General features: G+C 47.0%; 14 protein-coding genes. 6 read left to right on the top strand and 8 right to left on the bottom strand.

Annotated features, from left to right (window positions below; genetic code table 11):
* Positions 1-93: 93 nt before the first annotated feature.
* The 3 genes from QUB20_RS13640 to QUB20_RS13650 form a co-directional block, all read right to left on the bottom strand.
* The gene (locus tag QUB20_RS13640) at positions 94-2,253 is read right to left on the bottom strand and encodes a ShlB/FhaC/HecB family hemolysin secretion/activation protein (protein ID WP_333246828.1); all 2,160 of its coding nucleotides are present in this window, start codon (positions 2,251-2,253) and stop codon (positions 94-96) included.
* A gap of 24 nt (positions 2,254-2,277) precedes the next feature.
* A complete protein-coding gene (locus tag QUB20_RS13645; protein WP_333246831.1) occupies positions 2,278-2,454 on the bottom strand; it encodes a hypothetical protein in 177 nt (58 codons plus the stop codon).
* A 244-nt stretch (positions 2,455-2,698) separates the two neighbouring features.
* Positions 2,699-3,565: a DUF928 domain-containing protein gene (locus QUB20_RS13650; RefSeq protein ID WP_333246833.1), complete on the bottom strand. Its 867-nt coding sequence runs from the start codon at positions 3,563-3,565 to the stop codon at positions 2,699-2,701.
* Between the two features lie 407 nt (positions 3,566-3,972).
* On the opposite strand from QUB20_RS13650, the gene QUB20_RS13655 reads away from it, so the two are divergent.
* Both QUB20_RS13655 and QUB20_RS13660 read left to right on the top strand, forming a co-directional pair.
* Positions 3,973-5,664 carry a transglutaminase family protein gene (locus QUB20_RS13655; protein ID WP_333246853.1) on the top strand — a complete coding sequence of 564 codons (1,692 nt, stop codon included), beginning with the start codon at positions 3,973-3,975 and terminating at the stop codon, positions 5,662-5,664.
* Positions 5,665-5,772: 108 nt separating this feature from the next.
* Positions 5,773-5,913 (top strand): hypothetical protein, encoded by a 141-nt coding sequence (locus QUB20_RS13660; RefSeq protein ID WP_190736053.1) that lies wholly within the window; start codon positions 5,773-5,775, stop codon positions 5,911-5,913.
* 351 nt (positions 5,914-6,264) lie between these two features.
* On the opposite strand, the gene QUB20_RS13665 is transcribed toward QUB20_RS13660, so the two are convergent.
* Together QUB20_RS13665 and QUB20_RS13670 are read right to left on the bottom strand one after the other, a co-directional pair.
* Entirely contained in the window at positions 6,265-7,251 is a 987-nt protein-coding gene (locus tag QUB20_RS13665) for an aldo/keto reductase (RefSeq protein WP_333246835.1), read from the bottom strand.
* Positions 7,252-7,432: 181 nt separating this feature from the next.
* Positions 7,433-8,344 (bottom strand): alpha/beta fold hydrolase, encoded by a 912-nt coding sequence (locus tag QUB20_RS13670; protein ID WP_333246837.1) that lies wholly within the window; start codon positions 8,342-8,344, stop codon positions 7,433-7,435.
* Between the two features lie 696 nt (positions 8,345-9,040).
* Between QUB20_RS13670 and QUB20_RS13675 the strand changes: the two genes are divergently transcribed.
* On the top strand, positions 9,041-9,529 hold the full coding sequence (locus QUB20_RS13675; protein ID WP_333056392.1) for an anti-sigma regulatory factor: 489 nt from the start codon (positions 9,041-9,043) through the stop codon (positions 9,527-9,529).
* 246 nt (positions 9,530-9,775) lie between these two features.
* Here QUB20_RS13675 and QUB20_RS13680 read toward each other — a convergent pair whose 3' ends face one another.
* Positions 9,776-10,051: a DUF6439 family protein gene (locus tag QUB20_RS13680; RefSeq protein ID WP_333056391.1), complete on the bottom strand. Its 276-nt coding sequence runs from the start codon at positions 10,049-10,051 to the stop codon at positions 9,776-9,778.
* Between the two features lie 118 nt (positions 10,052-10,169).
* On the opposite strand from QUB20_RS13680, the gene QUB20_RS13685 reads away from it, so the two are divergent.
* Positions 10,170-10,535 carry a DUF2203 domain-containing protein gene (locus tag QUB20_RS13685; RefSeq protein WP_333246839.1) on the top strand — a complete coding sequence of 122 codons (366 nt, stop codon included), beginning with the start codon at positions 10,170-10,172 and terminating at the stop codon, positions 10,533-10,535.
* A 107-nt stretch (positions 10,536-10,642) separates the two neighbouring features.
* Positions 10,643-12,034 (top strand): asparagine--tRNA ligase, encoded by a 1,392-nt coding sequence (gene asnS, locus QUB20_RS13690; RefSeq protein WP_333246841.1) that lies wholly within the window; start codon positions 10,643-10,645, stop codon positions 12,032-12,034.
* A gap of 80 nt (positions 12,035-12,114) precedes the next feature.
* Here the strand turns inward: asnS and QUB20_RS13695 are convergent, their stop codons facing one another.
* Positions 12,115-13,596, bottom strand: coding sequence for a pitrilysin family protein (locus QUB20_RS13695; RefSeq protein ID WP_333246843.1), 1,482 nt, complete (start codon positions 13,594-13,596; stop codon positions 12,115-12,117).
* A 308-nt stretch (positions 13,597-13,904) separates the two neighbouring features.
* On the bottom strand, positions 13,905-15,500 hold the full coding sequence (locus QUB20_RS13700; protein ID WP_333246845.1) for a pitrilysin family protein: 1,596 nt from the start codon (positions 15,498-15,500) through the stop codon (positions 13,905-13,907).
* Between the two features lie 311 nt (positions 15,501-15,811).
* Here QUB20_RS13700 and QUB20_RS13705 point away from each other — a divergent pair, with 311 nt between their 5' ends.
* Positions 15,812-16,429: a helix-turn-helix domain-containing protein gene (locus QUB20_RS13705; protein ID WP_333153396.1), complete on the top strand. Its 618-nt coding sequence runs from the start codon at positions 15,812-15,814 to the stop codon at positions 16,427-16,429.
* Positions 16,430-16,535 lie beyond the last annotated feature (106 nt).

Consider the following 16,535-nt stretch of genomic DNA (forward strand, 5'->3'; position numbering starts at 1 on the left):
AGGCAAGATGCCTGTTCCACAAGAAAATTTATATTTTGTGGAACAGGCATCTTGCCTGTTGCTGACAATGATGCCAGATATCAGTAAGTCCCTTTAGGGCGTATAAATTATGTTGAAGTAAATGCCGTTATCTTGCAGATTGTCGCCTTTATCGCTAATTCTCACCAAAGGAAAAGCGTAATCTACTCGCAGGTTCACCCGCTGTATTGGTTCCCAGATTACCCCCAAACCCAGACCTGCTAAAAATGTCTGATTGGTTAATGTATTAGGATTGTTCGCAACGTTCCATACGGTACCCGCATCCAAAAAAGGAGCCAATTGAAGTTTGGGATTTCCCGAAGCATCGCGTTGTAAAGTAATCCGATCTTCGATGGAAACTCTGAAGCCGTTATCACCAGAACGGACGTTTTGGCGATAGCCGCGCAAAGATTGTCCGCCGCCAATTACAAATTGCTGGGAAGGCAACAAACTATTAGCTGACAACTGTAAGTCTGCCTGCAAAATTAATAAATGTTTGTCATTCAATCGCTGTACTCGCTGCACTTGACCCAGCCAACTCAAAAATTGTCCGTCGGGATCGGAACCTTCGTTTTGAGTAGCATCAAACAAGCTAGTGCCGATCGTAAATTGCGATCGCACGGCCCAAGCACCCTGCGGGTCGCGCCGAATGTAGTCCTGTCCCAGCTTAATTGCACTCGTAGTGCTGACACCATTGGAGTCCGGGCCGGTGCCAAAAGGAAACGGTTCGCCTTCGAGAAAAGTTCTGCCTGTCTGATAAGTAAAACCAGCAGATAAGGCAAATTCTTCGATCGGCGTTCTCCGCAGCGGCTGGCGGTAACTAACTTCAAATAAATGCGATTTTCCCGAAATGTCAAAACGGTTAAAAGGTGATTGTACGATACTGTTGCGATTCGGTGCCGCCCTCAATTGCAAAGTGCCATTCATCGCATTTAGCGGCACGCGATAGCTAAAATCAAACACGTCTGAATCGCCGAGCGAGCGATAATAAGCTGCTGCCAGTTCGTCGCCATTTCCTGTTATATTGCGGTGCCGCAAACTAACTCCCAATCTTTCGGAACCGACACTGGGAGGCGAGTAATTGTCAATGCTGAAAGTAGGTTGAAAGGGATTAGCTTCCGAAACTCGGACGATCAGAATGCTCTCGGCTTCATTATCCCCGGCCCGCAGACTGGCTTCTACATTGTCAAATAAAGGATCGACTCGCAGCAGCCGGAGTTGGTCTTCTAATAAAGCTGTGCTTAAAGGCCTTCCGGCACCGAGTCGAATCCGGCTGCGGATGTAACTTGGATTCAATCTTTTAGTTCCTTCTACCTCAATTCGGGCTAGCTTGCCTTCAATCACTTGAATTTGGACTACCCCTGCGGTGATAGTTTGGGGCGGCAAGACTGCTCTCGAAGTGATGTAGCCACGATTGAGGTAAATTTCGGTAATTTTGTCGGCGATTTGTTTGAGCTGTTCTAGGGTGGTAGAACGGCCTTCTAAGGGGTTGACTAAGGCATTAATTTCGTCTTGGCTTAAAATTGTGCTGCCAACTACTTGAATTTTCTGCACATCAATTGGTGTATTCGGCAGCGTTGGGGGAACTGGCGACGGAGACGGCGGCGCTACTGTGGGCGGTACTTGGGGAGGTTCTGGGGAAGGCTGCGGGGCCGGTTGCAGAAATCGATCGCGATTGGGATCTGGCTGAGTCGGCGGCGACGGTAACAGCGGATTTGGTACTAGATCGCGGTTTAAGTCGGGCGGGAGGTTTCCCGGTGGCGTCTGCGGGTTCTGGGCTAAAAAATTACAATCTAGCGGGTTCTGACATTGGCGATCGTTGTCAACGAGATTTTTTGCTACGGGCAAGATGCCCGTACCACAATCAATCAAACTGCTTGTGGAACAGGCTTCTTGGCTGTTCTGTGCCCGGTTCGATGGTGTTTCTGGTTCAGGGTTGGTCTCGATCGCATCGGGAAGCTGATTTAAGTTTGTTGCTGTTTCATCCTGCTTGATTTCTAGTTTTTGCAGTGCTAATACTTGATTGCCCGTATCTGCTGAGTTGTCAGCGGCGACGGGCAACAGAGAAATATCCTTTGTTTGGGATATAGCTTTATTGGCATACAAGCAAGCCATCGGCAGCGCAGTTAGAAGTGAAATCCCCAACCGAAATAGTGCAATATTTGCATTCGGGCGCATAATTAATAATTTCTCTAAAATAAGTTTGTCGGCTGCTTGACTATGCCAGTTTATCATTTAGTATTAGGCGAAATTTGACCATCAAAATTTCCACCGCCCGCCTTTCCAGATGCCAAAAGTCCGAACTGCCGATCCGTACAAAAATTTTAATTTATTTAGGACGATCGACCAAACAACCCGCAACAGGCAAAAATCATTTGGGGCGCTGCCAAATACCGCGATCGAAACCGAGCTTTTCGTACTTGCTGCACCCCTCATACTATTTTAGATTTTAGATTTTAGATTTTAGAATTGGCAATGACTCGCCCAAAAACGGATACCGTGCCCCGAATGTTCATCAGTGTAGATCCTAAAATTTTAGACTCCTGTTCCTGCTCCCAGATTCAATGCAGCAAGTAAATCTAAAATCTAAAATCTAAAATCTAAAATCGACTGACTTATGGGTATCAGGGTTTGGGGTACGGGCCTACCGCTGCATTCTTTGCGTGAAGCTGGTGTCGAATTATTTTCTTGTGATAGGTGTTAACTCACTTGCGACTAAGGGTTCTTGGGCTATTTTGCCGAGTTCGACTGAGTTGAGCACTGCTGACCACTGGCTCGCTAAACTGGCATCGCTGGGAGACTGGATACGCAATTGAGCTAGAGTTGCCAGGTACTCGTACCAGAGATTTTGTTGGGCGAAGATGCTGAGCTTGGTGAGATCGGACGATCGATCCAACTCTGTTTTCACGGTTGGGGGGAGTGCGGTGCGGTTGATCCACCCGGAAACGAGAACATCATCTGTTGTATTTTTGGGGTTGCATTTGATAGTAAAGTACCATTGATAGTTTTTGCCAACTTCCAAGGCTGGCGAGTTGTCGTCGGAGTCGAGGCTGACGCTAACTACACCTGCACGGCTAGTTACCATGCGAAAACTTTTTTTGTATAGTGTTTTGTCCCTTTCGTCTGCTAACTCAAACTGAACTGTTTTGTCTAGGGCTACGGGAAGGTAGTAGAAAAATGTTGGCTTTGCTGATATGGTTTGCCCCATAGTTGATTGGGGAATCAAGGCAGTTAAGGCAGTGGTGGCCGTGGGGCATTCTAAGCCGCGGGTTCCTCCCCCTTCCCGCCTTCCGGGTACTCCGTCCTGTGGCGGTTGAAAGCTATTCCAGGCGGCTCCCAATTGCTCGCCGTTGGGTCTACTTCCGCTTGCTTGGGCGGGTTGAACTGTTTGCCAGTTGAGGGGTAGCTGCGGTGGTGATGCGCGCTGGACAATGTTTGCGGGGCTGTTGAGAGCCTCTGCTGGTATTAAAAAACTACCGGCGGCCAGTGCCTTTAAAGACAGAATTAAGGAAAGAGCACCGATATTTAGAGCAGACTTCAAAGCCATGACGAACCTGCCTTCTGATGAACCTAGGAACTTTATCGCACGGTTTTATTCTATCCAAGGTTTTGACCGATATAGTAATCTGTTGTACTTAATTTATATCTTCAGGCAGATACGATTATTTGGGTCGCTCTGCTCAACATAGAATTCTCTGTCGCGTTTGTCAGTGGTAGCTTAGTAGTTATACTTACTTCCATTCACTGCAGCAGGTTGGGTTGAGCTTGTTAAACCCTAATATTCGGGGTGTTTTAACTCTAGCAAGAGGCTACAACGCGTCTTTTGGTAAAAACACCTGGTTGATGCGTCAGTCCTGGATATCAGGAAACTCGGCAATTTTGCTGGTGAACCTCAAGCGATCGGCTACAAGTTACAAATCAGTTTTTGTGTACAATACCGGCAAGAAATTTAGCATGAATCTCGATTCACCTGTTCTCTCGGACAAACAGCCTTCGGGGCTGCGGATGGTCAGACCCATCGGAGTCTTGGCACTGCACGGCATTGCTTTTTTAGGAAATAGGTTGTTCGCTGTCGATCGCGCCGAAGGGCTGCTATTGGAGATCGATCGAGAAAGTGACAACACTACGGTTTTGAATCCTTATCAAACGGCTAAGTTTGCCGGCGCAACGGGGCTGGCTATTTCGGAAGATACTCTCTGGTTTGCGCGGGATGAGGATATTTGTTGCTGTCGGGGCGCAATTCTGGACGGGGCGATCGCTGAACTCAAACCGGAACATTTTGTTTCGCTTTCTTATCCTGCTGACGGGATTGCTGTGTGGAAATCTACGCTTTATGTGACTTGCCAGAGATTGGGCTATATTCTGGTTTTTGACCTGAAAAGTGGTCGGGAAATTACTCGGTTTTACGCCCCCGGTATTGGGGTAGAAAATATCACAGTCCGGGATGAGGAAATTTGGGTTTGCGACAAGACTGAGCAAACTGTTTACTGTTTGGAACGGGGAACTGGGGAGATTAAATTTAGTGTTTTGACTCCCTTTGAGTCGCCTTCGGGTTTGGCTTTTCACAAGGATTCCGAAACGGGGGAGGAGGTTCTGTACGTGGCTTATGCCGGGGATGAACTTTACATCCGGGATGACCCGAATTCGGAAGATCCTTTTCAGTTGACGAAGCGCGATCGCACTTTTATTCAGCCTTTGTCTTTTCACTACAATGAAGCCGATCGCTACGCTTTGTCAAACGGTTTTTTGATGGAAATGTCTTATGTGGAGGAACTGTCTCCTCTCGATGAGGTAGACATCGAAAATTTGGAGTGGCGGATTGCTTTGCCTTCGCAAACTCACCGGCAAAAGGTTAGGAAAATTACGCCGATTGGAATGCCTTTTACTGAGGAAATTCAGGAAGGGGAACGGGTGGCGGTGTTTAAGTTCGATCGGCTGCACCCTGGGGAACGCCGAATTTTTGGCTGGAAGGCTTTGTTAGAAGTTCGATCGATTAAGTATCAGTTGTCACCGAGGGATGTGGAAAAGATTCCGAAGCTGTCGCCGGAGTTTGCAGCTAAGTATTTGGTGGATAATGACAACTTGGCGATGGATACGGAAATTGTGCGATCGGCTGCTGTGGCTGCCATTGGCTCGGAAACTAACATTCTCAGGCAATTGCTGAGCATTCGTAATTTTGTTTACGATCAACTTTCTTACGGAATTAGACCTCACATTGACACTCCCGATATTGTGCTGCGCCGTGGTATCGGTTCCTGCGGCGAATACGTGGGACTTTTGTTAGCTTTGGCTAGGTTAAACGGGATTGCTTGCCGCACGATCGGCCGCTACAAGTGCCCCGCTTTTGGTGACAGAAAAGGTGTGTCGCTGGAACCGGATTTCAATCACGTTTGGCTGGAATTTTACATTCCAGGTTTTGGCTGGGTGCCGATGGAATCTAATCCTGATGATATTCAAGACAGAGGCCCTTATCCGTTGCGATTTTTTATGGGTTTGGCTTGGTATCACGTAGAAATTGGCAAGGGAATTCGGTTTCAAAGTCTCACTAGCGGCGGTCTTCCTTTAAATAAGGAGGAGGTTTCCGTGGGAAGTCTGGCAATTAATCATGTTAGGTTTACCATTTTGTCAGAGTTGCCAGCAGTTTGAAGGGAGTGTTAACAGTTAACAGTTAGCCGTCTAAATTCAACTGTTAATTGTTAACATTTTTCATCTAAAATCGAAAGTAGAAAATGTAAAATCAGAGGAAGAGGGGTTGTGGAATTTTCGATTGCTAATTTTCTCGTTTTAGTGGCCTTTGTACTGCTAGTGACAGTGACTGGCGGGGTGGCTTATTTGACTTCTGTTGAGTGGCGCGATCGTAGGCGGTTAGATAAGGCTAAACGGAAAAAAAAGTAGCTCTTTGCTGTTGACAAAGTGCATTTTTTATGATAACAAGCAAGGCGAGCGGGTTGGCTCGCCTTGTTTTGTGATTTGAGGTATTTTCACCGCAGATGATATCAAGTTTGGTAACATAAACGTTGTAGGTTCGTAGTGAGGACTTGAGTTTTCATACAAAACTATGATTCATATCGTTTCCGGTTGGATCGGAAGGATTTAACCACAGAGAACGCAGAGAACACAGAGGGAGATAAGAGAGATGAATAATTCTGATGAAGCGTGGAGTTGAGACCGCGGGCGGGACGCCCGCGACACAATAAAAACACTAAAATAAACACAGATGAAAAAGGGAATTTTGGAGTTGATATCTTAAGTCCACTGTCGGAAAAATGTATTTTCTTGCCAAGCGGCGGCGGTGCGTTTTTCAAGTGCTGCCATTTCTGTTGGGTTCAGGGGTTTGAATGCTTGGGCGACTTTTAAGTTTTCTTCTAATTGCTTTACTGACTCGGCGGCGATGACGCAGCAGTGCACGCCGGGAAGTGAAAGCGTGTAGCCCATTGCTTGGTGCATTCCATCTAAAACACCGTTCTGAAATAATTTGCCGTAAGCTGGTATTTTCATGGCTATGACGCCGATGTTTTTGGCTTTGGCCACTGGTAAAGCGCTGGTAACAAAGGAGCGCGGGTGATGTTTTTCGGCGGCGTTGAGGCAGATTAATGTTGTGTCAAAAGGATAGCGTTCCAAGCCTGCAGCAATGATGGCTGGTTCGTGGTGTCCGGTGATGCCGGAAAAACGAATTATTTTTTGCTGTTTGGCTTCTTCGATCGCTTTTATTGCTCCTTTGGTACTGAAAATTTGGTCTAATTCTGTTTGGAATGAGACGTGGTGGAGTTGCCACAAGTCTAGCCGATCGGTTTTCAATCTTTTGAGCGATTGCTCTAAGTCTCTCCACGCACCGTCTCTGTCTCTGGCGGCGGTTTTTGAGGCTAGGAATAGGCGATCTCGATATGGTGGCAAAACTTTGCCTAAGTTTTCTTCGCTGGGCCCGTAGTCGGCCGCCGTGTCAAAATAGCGAATGCCTAGTTCGATCGCCCGTTCAATTTGCGCCGCTGCTTCTGCTTCTCTTCCCGGCTGCGACAGCGGTGTTTGTCCGGCCCCCCCCAAACCGAAAATCGGCACTTTCACGCCGGTGTTGCCTAAAAGTCGTTCTGGCATTTTTACTGTGGCGGCCGCCTGGTTATTGGGTGCGGCTATGATTTCCCGATCCTGCTGTTCGATCGCCTTAGCACCTGCAATGCCGCTGGCAACAGCTATACTGCTCAATATAAAATGGCGGCGAGTCTTTTTGCGGGTCATTGTTTCCGTCTCCTCAGAATATGTAAGTATAATTTAACCTGAAAGTTAAATGAAGTCATTAGTCATTAGTCATTAGTCATTAGTCATTGGTTATTTGTCCTATGTTTCTTGTTAGTTATTCGTTCTAATAACCAATAACCAGTAACCCATGCCCTATGCCCGATGCCCCATGCCCTATGCCCTATGCCCCATGCCCCATGCCCTTGTCAATTATCCATGCGCGAATCAGTTCGTTTATCTGTTCTGGTACTTCGTCGTGGGGACAGTGACCGGCTTTGATAAAGTGTTCTGTTAACTGCGGATAGTGTTTGCGAAATTTGGCGCTTCTTTCTGTGGAATTCATCCACGGATCGCCTTCTCCCCAAAGCATTAGCAATGGGCAGGTTAATTGACTAAGTAATACGTCAATTTTTTCGCCTTGGGGTGTTCGGAATACGGAGGCGAATACTTTGGGGGCACCGGGATCGCAGGAGGGAAGGTATATTTCTTCTACTAATTGGTCTGTGACGGCGCTTTGGTCGAGATATACTTTTTCTAGGGTTTTCCGAATTGTCGATCGCTGGCGCACGTACTGGAACAGCAGAAAACTTGCCCAATCTTGCTGAAATAAGGTTTTAGCTACTGCAGATATGGCTTTTTGCAAGGGCGGGGCTTCGGGTGCGGGCTGCGGTTCGCTGAAGGGGCCGGCGCTGTTGATTAATATGAGTCCGGCTGCTGATTCGGGGCGCCCTGCTGCTACACACAAGGCGGCGTAGCCTCCGAGGGAGTTGCCTGCTAGTACGGCGGGCCGGCCGATGATGTTGGTGATAAAGTCGTGGAGTTGGTCGCGCCAGAGGTCGCCGCTGTACTGTAATTCGGGTTTTGCCGATCGCCCGAATCCCAAAAGGTCGATCGCCCACACTTCAAAGTCTTTGCTCAGGCCGCTTATATTTTTGCGCCAGTGGTCTGTGGATGCTCCAAAACCGTGAATTAACAGCAGGGGAGGGCGTTCTGGATGCCGATCGCTGGATCGAACGTAGTATACTGAATGCCCTCGCCACTGCCAGTAAGTTCCAGCTATGGGGGCTGTGGTTATGGCTGGGGTTGCTTGCATAATGTAAAGAAATAATTATTTACTTTAACTATTGTATCGCGACATTCAGATTTATATAGTTTTACCAAGGAGCCGGAGTTGCGCCAGCAAAGGATTGGTCAATTTGGGCGAGTTGAGATATCGGGATCTCACGCACTCATAATTAATAAGTTTTGTAACAAATATTGATTTTGTGAGGGGCGCAGCAATGGGAGATATTTGACCCGATCGCATTTTGGATAATAAATTGGGTTTTGGCTGCAACATACCTAGGTATGATGATTTTGCTGTTTGGCGGCAAAATCAAGTTCTGGGCGATGGCGCTTGCCTAGGGGCTGCGAGGGTCGAACCTGATTGGCGAGGGTTAAGGGATCGACTTTTTTATAGTTATTGGAGAGCTTTTCTAGGTGGGGATCGTTTGTTCAAGAGGTGTTGACGGCTTCGAGGATGCAGCTAGTGGTTTGGTTGCTAGCTGGCAAAAGCTGAGCTCAAAATTTCGCTGCTGGGAGAACTTATAAGTAAAATTACTGATGGTTCTCTGCAGAAGTTTCTCAGAATCGCTGAATATTTTGTGACGTGGTTTGCTGTTCTTAATTGCTTGGATACTCTAAGATATAAGTAGAGCTGCGCCGCTCAATTAATTAGCATTTTGAATACTAGGGAGCCAACTATGCAGGGTGTGAACTTTATCCACCTGAAAGTTAGGGAGTTTTCTGAGTGATTGCTATTTCACCTCGTCCCGTCGGACGCAATTGGATTACTATTAGCTTCGCTTCTACTCTATACCTTTGTCCTATTTTGGATCTGCTCCTAGCAGAGGTGCCAGAAATCTGGCAAGCCCAATTGCGGTTGGGGCTTCAAGAAGCTTTGGTAAATGCTGCTAAGCATGGAAACAAATTAGATCCCGGTAAAACTGTTGGAGTCCGTTTTTCGATCGTCCAAAACCAATATTGGTGGGTGATATCGGATGAAGGTTCTGGCTTTAAGGCCCCTTGCAGTTGCAACCTTTATACCGATGATTGCGACAATCTCCTCGCAGAGGAGGTTGCAGATAACTCTGCACTACCCCATGTGGAACAGGAATGTGGTAGGGGGTTGTTTATTCTTTACCAAATATTCGATCGGGTAGAGTGGAATTCTCAAGGTACCGAGTTACGGCTGTGCAAAGAACTTCCCAGTCGCTATCGGCTGCCGGGGTTGCGCTAGCACCGCTATGAAAGCAGCAGTTTTCACCTCAGCTAGACCTGGAAATTTTTTCGTTCCCGGACTGAAGTTGGCAGTGAGAATTTGAACGCTATGGCTATTGATAGCTGATCATAATGCAAAATGTGAGTTTTGAGTTAAAAAAGTATAAATCTTTTGAACTCACAATCGCGCTGCTCGATCGAGCGGCGCGATTGTCTAAGTTTTGAGCAACTACTCAAGCCAAAACTCCAGAATCAAAACTCAAAATCATTTGCCGTGGGTGGGACAGGGAGGAGCAGATATCGATCGATCCAGCCATCCTGCTGCTTGGTTTAAGCGCGGGAGAGCTTCTTCGGGCTGTTTTTTGAGCAAAAAGACCAAAGCAGCCGCAGCTTGCTCGCAGGCGCGCGCGGAACGGTTGGCTTTGAGGCGATGCCAATCTTTTTCGGGGATGGCGAGGCGCGCGGCGAGAGCTTGGGCTAGTTCTACCGTACTCAGCTCGTTGAGGTTGACAGTTTGGGTTGTTTGTGTAGTTTCAAGCATAATTGGCAATTATACGGATTTGGCTGCCGTTTCAGAATTTTAAAAATATACTGCATATAATAACAACTTAATTGGAAATCGGTTTTTTTTATTATTATTGTCAGGTTTGCAGATCGAAATGCCTCAACAGCCGTCAGAGTTAAATCCCGAAGAGCAAGAAAGTGAGTTTGTTCAAGCGATCGCAGCCGTTGAGCGATCGCTCGCAGCAGTCAAAGAACGGTACACTCAAATTCAGGTCGATCGACAGCGCCAAGTCGAACTCGGTCATCGGCGCGAAGAAATCCGCCAGTCCAAGCGCCAAAATCCATTGCCGCAACTCAAAAAAGAATTGCGGGAAATTGAGCAAGAATTGGAAACTATCGAGTTGAATTTAGAAAGCAGCCTGTTTTCGTGGGGAAGCATAAAACAACCTTTTTGGCAAGCAGTTCGGTTTGGGGGGCTTGGCATTTTGATCGGTTGGATTTTGAAATCCTATGTCGGTTGAATTATGTTATGATTTTTGATTTTTTTTTACCGCAGAGGGCGCAGAGGGCGCAGAGGAAGAGAAAAGAGAGAAATATGGTGCAAAATATTAAATAAACAGGAGTGGATATGACAACTCAACGAATAGCAGCAATTTTGCGCGCTGGTGAACCCGACGAAACTGTAACTGTTCAAGGCTGGGTTCGCACTAAGCGCGAATTGAAAGAATTTGCCTTTGTCGAAGTCAACGATGGTTCGGCGATGGCTAACTTGCAAGTAGTCATAAATTCAGATTTGCCAGACTTTGAAAATGTACTGAAACAACTGAATACAGGTGCATCTCTAGAAGTGTCGGGAGTGCTGGTAGCATCTCCGGCGAAGGGACAGCGAATTGAGTTGAAAGCTTCACAAGTACAAGTTTACGGCGATGCAGACCCGCAAACTTATCCCCTGCAAAAAAAGCGCCATTCCTTTGAATTTTTGCGGACAATCGCGCATTTGCGGCCGCGCACAAACACTCACGGTGCTGTCTTTCGAGTCCGCAATGCTTGTTCGGCGGCCGTACACCAATTTTTTCAAGAACGTGGTTTTTTGTGGGTTCATACTCCGATTATTGCTGCTAGCGACTGCGAAGGTGCGGGGGAAATGTTCGCCGTTACTAATTTTGATTTAAAGAATGTGCCGCGCACTGATTCGCAAGAGGTTGATTATGCTAAAGACTTTTTTGGAAAGCGCGCCTATTTAACAGTTAGCGGTCAGTTGGAAGCGGAAGTTATGGCGATGGCTTTCGGCAATGTTTACACTTTTGGCCCGACTTTTAGAGCGGAAAATTCTAATACTTCGCGACATTTGGCTGAGTTTTGGATGATTGAACCGGAGATGGCTTTCTGTGATTTGCAGGGAGATATGGATTTGGCTGAGGCGTTTTTAAAGTACATTTTTAAATACGTTTTGGATCATTGCCCGGAAGATATGGAGTTTTTCAATGAGCGCATTGACAAAACGGTTTTGGCTACGGCTGAAAATATCATTAATAATCAGTTCGAGCGGATTACTTATACTGAGGCGATCGCACTTTTGGAAAAAGCCGACAAAAAGTTTGATTTTCCGGTAAGTTGGGGCTTGGATTTGCAGTCGGAACACGAGCGTTATTTGGCTGAGGATTTGTTTAAAAAGCCGACCATTGTCAGCGACTATCCCGTCGGGATTAAAGCATTTTATATGCGTTTAAATGAGGACGAGAAAACGGTGCGAGCAATGGATGTTTTGGCTCCTAATATTGGGGAAATTATCGGCGGTTCGCAGCGGGAAGAAAGGCTGGATGTGTTGGAGCGGCGCATGGAAGCCCAGGGTATGAATAAGGAGGAATTGTGGTGGTATTTGGATTTGCGCCGCTACGGTACTGTGCCTCACGCTGGGTTTGGTTTGGGATTTGAACGGTTAGTGCAGTTTATGACTGGAATGGGGAATATTCGGGATGTGATTCCGTTTCCGAGAGCGCCTTTGAGTATTGATTTTTAGTGTAGGATTGTGTGGCAAATAGGAGGGACACGGCATTGCCGTGTCCTTACCCAGATCGGCGACTCCTAATCACAAATAAATTAAGTCGCCGAGGGAATTGTGATATCAACAGATTGCACTTTTACCGAAGTTCCCAAACTCGATAACGGCGGTTGAATTGCCTCGGTATTTCCCACTACTAATGTTACCAGATTCTCCGGTTTCAAGTAGGTCTGAGCTACGCGCTGCACGTCGGCAATTGTTGCTGCTTCGATGCTGCGGCGGTAGCGAAAAATGAAATCTTCGGGATAACCGTAGTATTCGTAGCGGATTAATCGCGACAAAGTTTGACTGGGATTTTCAAATTTGAAGATGAATGAATTTAGGGTGGAATCTTTAGCAAAAGCTAATTCTTCCTGGGTAATTGGTTCGGTGCGGATACGATCGATCTCTGCCCGAATTGACTGGATAAACGGTACTGTTGCGTCCGATCGCGTTTGGCCTCCAGCGACAAACACCCCCGGATAGTCATATCTCGGACTCCAAGCCGCGTATACTGAATAAGCTAAGCCTTGGCGCGATCGCACGTTATTAAACAAACGACCGCCGAAACCGTTGAGAACCCCATTCATCACATCCAAAGCACCGTAATCTGGACTGCTGAGCATTCCGCCCAAATGTCCCATCTGCACGTAACTTTGACTTAATTGCGGCTGATTTACCAAAAATATGCCGCCGTCCTTTGCTGGCGATACGGTTGGTAGAGCAGGCACTTCTGCACTTTGATTCGGTTCCCAGTTGCCAAATTTTTCCTCGACGAGCGATAGCATTTTAGCTGTATCAAAATCGCCAGCAATACCCAAAATCATATTCTTGGGATGGAAATATTTCTGGTAGAAACTCACCACATCGTCGCGGGAAATATTGGCGAGGGTTTTGTATTCTACCGTGCGCGCGTAAGGACTGCGATCGCCATAAACTAACTTTTGAAACTCGCGGCCGGTAATATCGTCAGGATCGTCATTGCGGCGGGCGATCGCACCTTGAGTTTGGTTCTTCGCTAAATCTAACTTTTCCTTAGCAAATATTGGTTCCCGAATCACTTCTGCAAATAAGTCAAACACGGGTTCCAAATCTTCAGCTAAAGCACTAAAATTAGCGGTACCAGAACTAACATCAATCCCCGTTTCTACCGAAGCTGCTCGCTGTTCTAGCAACTGATTTAGTTCATCAGCCGTATGCCGGCTCGTGCCGCCAGTTCGCATCACTTCTCCCGTCAAACTTCCCAGTCCAATTTTATCGGCAGGTTCAAAGCGCTCGCCCGTGCGAAATAGCGCCGTTCCCCCGACTAACGGGAGTTCCCGGTCTTCCATCAGATACACCCGGATGCCATTTTTCAGCTCGAAGCGAGTATATTTAGGCAGTTTAATTTCGGACAGCGGGGGAAATGTTAATTCGTCGTAGTGTTTCGGTGCAGCAGCAAAGGAAGGTAACAAATTAAACGTGCCCAGTGAAACAGTAAAAAAGCACAGCGATAGCAGAAATAACTTTACTTTTTTCAGTCTCAATTTAGTCCTTTTCATTCTTTCTCCTAAGTTTCCTATTGTGACATAGCGAGGCAGAGCCTCTGGATCTGCGTTCCCCGGCTCTGCCCAAGGCGTGACAACTTAACGTTAAACCTACCGTCTCTCTTGTTTGTCGCGAACTGCAAGATCCCCCCTAACCCCCCTTATTAAGGGGGGGACAAGAGTGTTCTCAAAGTCCCCCTTCTTAAGGGGGATTTAGGGGGATCTAGATTCGACTAAAAGCGACATTTATTATGGGTTTTAGTCTTAAGTTGTCAGGAAGGGGCAGAGCCTGAAAACGAGTTTTTCTTCCTTCTTCCTTCTTCTTACAGTGGCAAAAGCTTACCAATCGTGCGATTTTCCGGGCGGAAAGTTGCCTGAGCGACACGCTGAATGTCAGCGGGAGTAACAGCCGCGATCGCATCCAATTCCTTAAACAAATTTCGCCACGAACCGGTGTTTACTTGATAGTCCACCAGCGAAAATGCCATGCCCATATTAGAATTGAGCGATCGCAACAAATCGGCTCTCGCCTGAGTTTTCACGCGCTCCAATTCCAAAGCAGAAACCGGCTCTGTTTTCAGGCGCTCGATTTCCTTCCTCAAAGCGGAGGCTACTTCATCAACCGTGCGGCCCGGAGCAGTTTGAGCGTAAAATAACATCAAATTCGGATACTTTTCCCCCGGATAACCGCTGAAACCTTGAGCAGCCAGCGCCAATTGCTGTTGTTCTACCAAAGATTTATAGAGCCGAGAAGTGCGGCCATCGCTGAGCAAAGAACCAATCATTTCATAAACCGCATTGTCGGGATGATTCATCGCCGGTTTGTGGTATCCTTCCAAATACCAAGGTTGAGTTTTTAATTGCAGCGTCACTTCCTTAGTTTGCGTTTGGGGAGGTTCGACAATCTGCAATTCTGGAGGCTCTGGTGAAGCCTTGTAACGACCGAAATAAATTTGAGCGAGTCGCTTCACCTCCGAAGCTTTCACGTCTCCTACCACTGCCACAGTCAGCTTGCTGGGGACATAGTGAGTATCGAAAAACTTCTGCACGTCGCTGCGGGTGAGGTTTTTAATGTCTTCAGTGTAGCCAATTACGGGGCGACGGTAGGGATGAACAGAGAAAGCTTTGTTGGCAAAAGCTTCAACCATTTGTCCGATCGGAGAATTCTCGGTTCGTAGCCTGCGCTCTTCTAAAATTACCTGTTTTTCTTTGTAAAATTCCCGAAATACTGGTTCTAGAAATCGCTCGGATTCCAGCGACATCCACATTTCTAACTTATTAGCTGGAAGGCTGTAAAAATACATTGTGGCGTCGGTGGAAGTAGCGGCATTTAGTCCGACTCCGCCTGCTTGTTCCACTATTTTGCCCAGTTCATTGCGCTTGACAAATTGCGAAGCTTCGGCTTCAACTTTGTCAAATTCTGCTTTTAATTGGGCGACTTCTTCAGTTTTGCCGCTGGCCTTGGCTGCTTGCATTTGCTCGAAGAGTTGGTCTTGTTTTTCTAGCAGCGGCTTTTCGGCTTGGTAGTCGGTAGTGCCGATTTTTGGCGTGCCTTTGAAGGCTAAATGTTCGAGATAGTGAGCGACTCCGGTTTGGCCGTCGGGTTCGTTTGCGCCGCCGACATCGGCGTGAATCAGAAACGATGCTACGGGCGCTCTGGGCCTTTCGAGTACGATGAATTTCATGCCGTTGTCGAGCTTAAATTCGCTGACTTGGCTGATTACTCGATCGAGCGACGGTTGAACAGAGACTGCTTGGGAGCCGCTAGCGGGGTTGGGGCGGGCGAGGGCGATTTCGGGGGAAAGTCCCCACCACAGCAGTACAGCGGCTAGCAGGGAGGCGATGAATCGAGTTTGGCTCACGGGCGATTCTCTAGGGGATAGCTTCGCTTCACGGGGTTTTTGGAACTGCGGGGTCATTCGATTTTAGATTTTAGATTTTAGATTTTGGATTGTCAAACAAACAATGTTTGTGCTCGGTGGCCAGAGATTCTTTTCTCAGGATAAAGATTTTTTGAGGCATAAGCGATCTGTTGCGCCGCAGATGTTAGGCTGATACAGCAAATCTCAAAAAGGGTCATTCGATTTTAGATTTTAGATTTTGGATTTTGGATTGTCAAACAAAAAAATGTTTGCCCTCAATGCCAGAGATTCTTTTTAAAACTTAACATCAATTAGTCCCTCAGTCCAGCTCCCGTAGTTCCAAGTAGCAAATTACCCATTGCAAAGCCATGCGAATTTTTAATCAGTCTCCTCCTTCTGAAACAGAAACCAAGAAGCGGATTTTACAAGCCGCTCAGCGGTTGTTTGCCCGCAGCGGATACGACGGGACGACAACTCGCGATTTAGCAGCAGCGGCTGGGGTGGCCGAGGGTACGCTATTTCGGCATTTTGATAATAAAAAAGCGATTTTGATTGAGGTGGCGACGGAAGGATGGGTGGAGTTGCTGACGGATTTGCTGACAGAATTGAGCGAGATGGGCAGTTACAAAGCAGTGGCTCAGGTGATGCGGCGACGGATGCTGAATATCCGCGAGAATAGCGACATGATGCGGGTGTGTTTTTTGGAGGCACAATTTCACCCGGATTTGCGCGACAGAATTCAGTTGGAAGTCATCGGAAAAATGAGCGATGTGGCTGAGGCTTTTTTTGAAACGGCGATGGAAAAAGGAGTTTATCGGAAGATGAATCCGAAGATTGTCGCTCAGGTATTTTTGGGAATGTTTGCAGTCGCGGGTTTCAGTCAAAATACGATTATGGAGCCGAATGCTTCGCCCCAGGAAATGCAGGAAATGGCCGAAGGACTCGCAGATATTTTTCTGAATGGGGTTTTGCAGAAAGATCAATAATTAGTCATTAGTTATTAGTTATTGGTTATTTAAGCTGTGGAGCATTTAAACCAGTAACGAGGCTAGTAGGGTGCGTCAGCTAGAACCCTTACGCTGAAACGGAAAA

Origin of the sequence: Microcoleus sp. B4-C2 (assembly GCF_036705265.1) — a bacterium.
Taxonomy (GTDB): domain Bacteria; phylum Cyanobacteriota; class Cyanobacteriia; order Cyanobacteriales; family Microcoleaceae; genus Microcoleus.

Bases quoted from the DNA above. Each gene is read 5' to 3' on its own strand.
- QUB20_RS13695 (WP_333246843.1), bottom strand. From the start codon at position 13,596: ATGAAAAGGACTAAATTGAGACTGAAAAAAGTAAAGTTATTTCTGCTA.
- QUB20_RS13705 (WP_333153396.1), top strand. From the start codon at position 15,812: ATGCGAATTTTTAATCAGTCTCCTCCTTCTGAAACAGAAACCAAGAAG.
- QUB20_RS13650 (WP_333246833.1), bottom strand. From the start codon at position 3,565: ATGGCTTTGAAGTCTGCTCTAAATATCGGTGCTCTTTCCTTAATTCTG.
- QUB20_RS13670 (WP_333246837.1), bottom strand. From the start codon at position 8,344: ATGCAAGCAACCCCAGCCATAACCACAGCCCCCATAGCTGGAACTTAC.
- asnS (WP_333246841.1), top strand. From the start codon at position 10,643: ATGACAACTCAACGAATAGCAGCAATTTTGCGCGCTGGTGAACCCGAC.
- QUB20_RS13665 (WP_333246835.1), bottom strand. From the start codon at position 7,251: ATGACCCGCAAAAAGACTCGCCGCCATTTTATATTGAGCAGTATAGCT.
- QUB20_RS13680 (WP_333056391.1), bottom strand. From the start codon at position 10,051: ATGCTTGAAACTACACAAACAACCCAAACTGTCAACCTCAACGAGCTG.
- QUB20_RS13700 (WP_333246845.1), bottom strand. From the start codon at position 15,500: ATGACCCCGCAGTTCCAAAAACCCCGTGAAGCGAAGCTATCCCCTAGA.
- QUB20_RS13685 (WP_333246839.1), top strand. From the start codon at position 10,170: ATGCCTCAACAGCCGTCAGAGTTAAATCCCGAAGAGCAAGAAAGTGAG.
- QUB20_RS13655 (WP_333246853.1), top strand. From the start codon at position 3,973: ATGAATCTCGATTCACCTGTTCTCTCGGACAAACAGCCTTCGGGGCTG.
- QUB20_RS13640 (WP_333246828.1), bottom strand. From the start codon at position 2,253: ATGATAAACTGGCATAGTCAAGCAGCCGACAAACTTATTTTAGAGAAA.
- QUB20_RS13645 (WP_333246831.1), bottom strand. From the start codon at position 2,454: ATGAGGGGTGCAGCAAGTACGAAAAGCTCGGTTTCGATCGCGGTATTT.